Origin of the sequence: Pseudoalteromonas sp. G4, assembly GCF_028875915.1 — a bacterium.
Lineage (GTDB): Bacteria > Pseudomonadota > Gammaproteobacteria > Enterobacterales > Alteromonadaceae > Pseudoalteromonas.
The window spans coordinates 39886-46519 of sequence record NZ_JAPEHW010000023.1 but is presented as its reverse complement, the minus strand read 5'-3'; the positions used below and the strand labels follow the sequence as shown (position 1 = coordinate 46519).

General features: G+C 42.5%; 5 protein-coding genes. 2 read left to right on the top strand and 3 right to left on the bottom strand.

Translation table 11 applies throughout. From position 1 onward, the window contains the following. Positions 1-193: 193 nt before the first annotated feature. Genes ON073_RS09175 through pdsO form a run of 3 tightly spaced genes read right to left on the bottom strand, consistent with a single transcriptional unit; the run spans position 194 to position 3553 of the window. A complete protein-coding gene (locus ON073_RS09175; protein WP_274761585.1) occupies positions 194-757 on the bottom strand; it encodes a sortase domain-containing protein in 564 nt (187 codons plus the stop codon). Then, entirely contained in the window at positions 757-2814 is a 2058-nt protein-coding gene (locus ON073_RS09170) for a VIT domain-containing protein (protein WP_274761584.1), read from the bottom strand. Before ON073_RS09170 ends, ON073_RS09175 begins: the two co-directional genes overlap by 1 nt. A gap of 13 nt (positions 2815-2827) precedes the next feature. Further along, positions 2828-3553, bottom strand: coding sequence for a sortase-associated OmpA-like protein PdsO (gene pdsO / locus ON073_RS09165; protein WP_274761583.1), 726 nt, complete (start codon positions 3551-3553; stop codon positions 2828-2830). A gap of 229 nt (positions 3554-3782) precedes the next feature. On the opposite strand from pdsO, the gene pdsR reads away from it, so the two are divergent. Together pdsR and pdsS are read left to right on the top strand one after the other, a co-directional pair. Then, a complete protein-coding gene (gene pdsR / locus ON073_RS09160) occupies positions 3783-4472 on the top strand; it encodes a proteobacterial dedicated sortase system response regulator (protein ID WP_274761582.1) in 690 nt (229 codons plus the stop codon). Between the two features lie 3 nt (positions 4473-4475). After that, complete coding sequence (gene pdsS, locus ON073_RS09155; RefSeq protein ID WP_274761581.1) at positions 4476-6587, top strand: proteobacterial dedicated sortase system histidine kinase; 2112 nt, start codon at positions 4476-4478, stop codon at positions 6585-6587. Positions 6588-6634: the final 47 nt, after the last annotated feature.

The window sequence follows — 6634 nt, the reverse complement described above, 5'->3', positions numbered from 1 at the left end:
GGGGGAATCCAAAGGGGGGCCGGCGTTAGCCTCCCTTTGGCTGCCGTCGCCAGCGCGACAAATATGCGTTCTAATTTGCATTACAGCTAATAATTAGCTTCCCAGTCAGAGCTCTGAGAACCTGAAGCAAGTTCAGTAGGACAGTATTTTGCACCTTGGCTTTCCGCTGTCTTTGTGTCGCATGCCGCAAAATCTAAATCACTGGCTCTGCCACTACCACTACCCTTCCCTCTGGCACTAAATCCAAACCATTGCGGCGCTCACAGGTAATAAGCACTAAGTACCCCTCTAATCCTAATAGCCAGTTTGAATCACGGTAATCCACATGCATTTTATTAACTACTTTAAAATGCTGCTGTACTTTACCTTGTGCTTGATAGCTAATTTTTTCACCTACTTTTACATCTTTAACAAAACTAAAATGGGTATCGTTGTGCGCGGCAACTAAGATATTGTTACTTGAGTGATGCCAAATGCCTGGGGCAAATGCGAGGTTACGGTTGCTTGCTTCATTAAGCACAATTTGTGAAATGCTTTTACTTTCAACAATAAGCTCACCAACCGGATAACCATCGGCGTAATACCATGCTTTTTGCTTATGATTGGCATCTATTTTATTTTCTTGCCATGCTTGCCACAGTAGAAACTGAGCAAGTTGCGCTTTGCCATATACATAGCTTGACTTAAATACTAAAACTAAACCTAGCATGGCAATACAAAGCGCCAAAAGGCGCAACAGTTTACGCCTACTTTTCATTATTCTGAGTCCTCTTTTTGTCCCCAAATAGCTAATAAAAAACCGCCAACTAGCAATAAAATACCTAACCAAAGCAAGCGGTCGTTGTTGCCAGATGTTTGAGGCATTGCACTACCTTGCGGCAGCATATTTGGCGCCTCGAATGATTTATCGGCAACATCACCAAAGTATTCCTCCACCGCGATAAAGGCTGTGTATGGTGTTAATAAGCCATGGCGAATGCCAAGCTTGGTTATTTCAGCTTTATCTTGTACTAAATCTAACGTGTTAATGTGCTCTTTAGCGTAAGCGCGGGCAATGCCTTCTGCAGCAATCGCATTTTCAAGCGACACCCGTTTTAAAAACTTGCCATTTACACCGTCACCTGCGATCTGCACCGCTTGAGCCGGTTGCGCTAATTTAAAATACGCCACCAGCGGCGATGAAAAATACAAATCAGCCGTTGGTAAGCTATCAACTAGTGGTAAACCCAAATCATTTAACACGCGAATATTTTGAAGTGCCGGATTGCTAAGTTTGTCACTTAACAAAGCCACTTCATCAGCGATACTTTCAAGGTTATTAATAAACAAGGTTTCACCTTTGCCATGCTTGGCTAATAAGCGCATTAAATGGCTATTGGGAGCACTGCCAATCCCCACGGTAAAAAGCTTGCTATCGGCGCGGCGATTTTTTACTAAGCCCTTCACAGATTCAGCGTCGGCTACAGCACCATCGGTTAATAGCACCACTTGACGCACACGTGTTTCATCAAATTGACCATCAAAACTGGCTGCTAATGCGCTATTTATTTCGGTGCCACCGTCAGCTTCAAGCCCTGCAATAAAGCGTTTTGCCGCTTGCAATTGCGAGTAGGTTGCAGCGACGCTTTCTGATTTAAACAGTTCTACTTGATGATCAAATGCCACAATATTAAACAAGTCATCTGTGCCGAGTTTTTCCAACGCTAAAATCAGCGCTTGTTTTGCTTGTTCTATTGATGTGCCCGCCATAGAACCCGAGGTATCAATTACAAACACCAATTCACGGGGCAAGCTGTGCGATACAAAATCCGATTTAGGCGGCATCATCATCACTTGGTAAAATGACTCGCCATTAATATATTCATGGAACACTTGCGTGGTAATTTGCTCATTTAAAAGCGGCACAAATTTAATATCAAAGTCACGATTTGCCACTAAGCTTTGTGGCGCAGGAATAAGTTGATACTGTGTATTTCCGGTTTGCACGACCGACAACATATGGCTTGGGCTAGTGATGCTATCGAGTTCAAAACCTAAGTTCACATCAAAATTGATAGTAATCGTGTTGTTTGCATTGAAACTGGTTAACACAGTGTTTTGCAAAAAATCGAGAGTTGGCGCCTCCTCGGCCATCAATGTGTTGGGTTGAAAACCATTTTGCGAACGCGTTTGAAAGTGGTTAGTCGGGTCATTGTCATCAAGGTCAAGATTATTAAAATAGCGCGGGGCAATTACTGTGGGTAAACGCAAGCTAAACACTTCATCTTGATAAGTTAATGGAAATTGAAAGCTCAGCTTTACTGCAACTTCCTGCCCCGGTTCAATATTGGCCACCTTGGTTTTAAATACATTGGCGCTTTGGTTTTTAACTAATGCGGTTTTATGGCCTTGTTGCTGGGCTTTTTTATAAATCACCTCAGCTTGTTGTTTTTCTTTAATTTCGCCAATAATTTTGCGGTTATCAAGCATCATTTCCATGGCAAATACCGCACTATTTTCAGGCAGTGGAAACTGATAACTGCCATTTAGCGTTTCTAGTGCGGGGTTTTGATAGACCTGCTGTAATTCAACAAACGCCAGCATGCCTTTTACTTGAATATCAAGGTGGGTCGATTTAAGCACACTTTGCTCAACTTCTTGCCCCGCTTGATTCGTTAGAATCAGCCCTTGCGCCGACACTTTCGCGCTAAACAATATGGCCGAGGCAAGCCAAGCAACAAAAAGAATAGCAAGGTTGATGAAAAGGCGCAGATACGCGCCTTTTCGTTTACCTTGTTGTTCTTTTACACCTCCTGTTGTGTGTTTTGGTAACATTACTAGCCCCTCTCTAGTATTGGTTGTTAGCGGTTTGAGATTGTTCTTGCATGCGTGCATGCACAGTTACGCGGCGGTCAAACACGTTACTTTCAAAGCTGTCTTCTGCATTTTGTTTGGCAATACTTTGGCTTTCACCAAAGCCATGTGTGCTTAAGCGGTTATGATCAACACCTTGTTTAATCAGAAATGCGGCTACATTGTCGGCACGTTTAGTTGAGAGTGCTAAGTTGTTTTCATCATCACCGCGTTGGTCGGCAAACCCATTTAGGTCGAGATAAATTTCAGGTTGCTGTTTCATCACTTCAGCAAGTTCAATCAATTGCTCGGCAAAATGCGGTTCAATGTCAGCAGAGCCTGAGCGGAACTGCACCGACATTGCTAGTAAGTTATCGATTCGCTGCTGTGCAATGCGTTCAAGCTGAGATTCTAGCTGCTGTTTTGACGCAACTAGCTCTTGGTAATCAGATGTTTTATGTTGCAGTGCAACAATAGTTTGTTGTTGTTTTGAGATTTCAGCTTGTTGCTCTTTAATATCGACTTTGTCCCCTTCAATTTTGCCGATAAAAATACCCACAATACCACCAGCTAACGCACCAACGGGTCCCCCTACAATTGCGCCTACCGTTGCGCCAGCGCCAAAGCCAATTAATGGCTCTTTTTCAAATTCTTTTTCTGTTGCCATTGCTGGGTTACTAAGTGCTAATGCGATTACTGAAACTAAAAGTGCTTTTTTCATAATATTCTCCAAGAATGTGTTTTAATTTTTTTACTGCGTTTATGTGTTGATGCTGCTGCACCGTTTGCGTTGGAGTAATTAAAACAAGCTGTTCTGGCAATTTTTTGGGTGAAAAAAGGCAATGCGATGAGCAATTGTGGCAAAAAAATGGCAATTGGCCTCAGTCCCTATTTTTTGCGCAATTTTTCGGTATAGTGGCGGCTATTGAGTAGGTAATTATCAGTAATCCATGAAAAAAATCGCCATCATTGAAGATCAAGACGCTATTCGCGAAAACTATATTGATATGCTGCAAGGCCAAGGCTATTTAGTTAAAGGGTATGCTGATCGCATCAGCGCACAAGATGAGTTATTAACTAACCTACCCGATTTAGCAATTATTGATATTGGACTTGGTGATGAAATAGATGGTGGCTTTATGTTGTGCCAAGCATTACGTGCAAAAAGCCAAACCTTACCGATTATTTTCTTAACTGCCCGCGATAACGAAATCGATACCGTATCGGGTTTACGTATGGGCGCAGATGACTACTTAACAAAAGACATCAGCCTTGCTCATTTAGCTGCACGTATTTCAGCAATTTTCCGTCGCCAACTAGCGCTCAACACCCCACAGCAGCAAGCACAACTTATTGAACGCGGTGAGTTAGTAATTGACCCTGAGCGTATGCAAGTCACTTGGCAAGGCGTTACCATTGATTTAACCGTGACCGAATATTGGTTAGTGCATGCGTTGGCTATTCGCCCAGGCCATGTAAAACAGCGTAACGATTTAATGAATGAAGCAAAAATTTACGTAGATGACAGCACCATCACCTCACATATCAAGCGTATTCGTAAAAAGTTTTTAAAAGTTGATGACGCATTTAACCATATTGATACCGTTTATGGCATGGGTTATCGCTGGGAGGCAAAATAAGCCATGAGAATTGGTCTGCGTACTAAAGTTGTTGTTCTCTCTAGCTTTTTGCTATTACTGCCTTGGCTTGGCCATCAATATGTAGCCGAGATGGAAAACTTTTTACGCTTAGGGCAAGAAAAGAACCTAGTGGCTACTAGCCGCGCTTTAGCAACCGCCCTACACGACAGACCAAAATTATTCGACAACCAAGCAAGCTTTTTAGACTCGGTTGAAAAAGGCCGCGATCTCTACGCCTACAACATTGTGGGACCCATTCAGCTCGATGGTAAATTACAGGAATGGCAGCCCTATTTACCGCTGGTTTGGCATTATGGCGACGCCTATTTAACACAAGATAAAAAAACTCACAGTGATGCCGACATATCGTTTAAACATATGGTTGGTAAGTATAATAACTACTTGTATGCACAATTTAGTGTGACCGATGACGATGTCATACTTCGCGGTAAAAACACCATTAGCTTAGAGCGTAATGATCACTTAAAAATCGCCTTTACCAATACCAAAGGGGTCGTGGAGACTTATTTAATTTCAACCATACAAGCTGGCTGGGTAAACGCGTTCGACGCTGAAACAAAAATGCCCTTTACACAAATTCAAGGTTATTTTCGTTTAACCGAGCAAGGCTACAATATTGAACTGCGCTTGCCATTAAGCCTTCTTGGTAACAAATTAGGTTTTGCTATTTTAGATAAAGACCAAGGGGAAGACGATTTAACCGAAATCGCCACCTCTAACCTCAGCGAACTTCAAAGCTTAGGCTCGATTTTAGTACCCTCTCCAGAGATTGAAGAAATTATTAAAGGTATGGCACGCGCTGGCAGCCGTGTATTTGTTGTTGACCAACACCGTCGCGTATTAGCTGATGCGGGCAACATAAAAAACGCCGATGGCGGCTGGGGTGATACCATTAAAAAGCGTAAACAATCATGCTGGGAGCAATTTGAAGAAGAGTACCTGCACCCTATTTACTATAAAATTCTCACTCGCCCTGCTACAGAATTTACCGATATAACCCGTGATGTAGCAGCACTTGATGGCAGCCATATTAATGCTGCACTTGAGGGCCACGCAAAATCGACTTGGCGTTTAACGCCCGATCAAAAAGCCGTCATTTTATCTGCCGCCTACCCTATTTGGATTGACGACCAAGTAATGGGCGCAGTAATTGCCGAAGAAACCACTAACGGTATTCGCGAAATTCGCAATAAAGCATTTGAGAAGCTGTTCAATGTGATTTTGGCGATTATGCTTATTGGCACTCTAAGCTTATTCTTATTCGCTTCCATTATTTCAACACGTATTAGGCGCTTACGTGATGCAGCAGAAAAAGCCATTGATGCACAAGGGCGTGTAACGGGTAAAATTGAAAAACAATTTTCCAGTGATGAAATTGGCGACCTGTCACGCAGCTTTGCTAATATTGTTAATCGCCTTGGTGGCTATACCCATTATTTAGAAAATATGGGCTCGCGTTTATCGCACGAGTTGCGCACCCCCGTTGCGGTTGTACGCTCATCCCTTGAAAGCTTAGAATTACAAAACACCGATGAACCAAGCCAAAAATACATCGCACGGGCAAAAGAAGGGGTAGCGCGTTTAAATAAAATCCTCACAACCATGAGCGAAGCAACACGCCTAGAGCACGCCATAGAAAACAGCCAAAAAGAGCCGTTTAACTTAAGCGAAGTAATAAACGGGTGTTTACAAGGCTACGCCCTTGCCTACCCAAATAAACAATTTAAGTTAGCCTTAAGTGAAGAAGCATTTAAATTAAATGGTGTGCCTGAGTTTATTGCTCAGCTGCTCGATAAGCTTATCAGCAATGCAGTTGATTTTGCTGAACCTGATACAGCTATTGAAGTGAACTACACAATACAAAATAACAAAGCACAATTTAGTATTTTTAACGCAGGCCCGGCACTTCCAAGAGATATGGCAAACCATATATTTGACTCTATGGTGTCCGTTCGCGAATCGAGCAAGCAAAAAGAACCCCATTTAGGCCTTGGCCTGTATATGGCGCGTTTAATCTGTGATTTTCACGGTGCGAGCATCACTGCCAACAACAAAGATGGCGGCGTTGAGTTTTTAGTTACTTTTGAACATTAATTTTTAAGTGTACTAACACACTGAAATTAAAAACCTTAAACCACTTT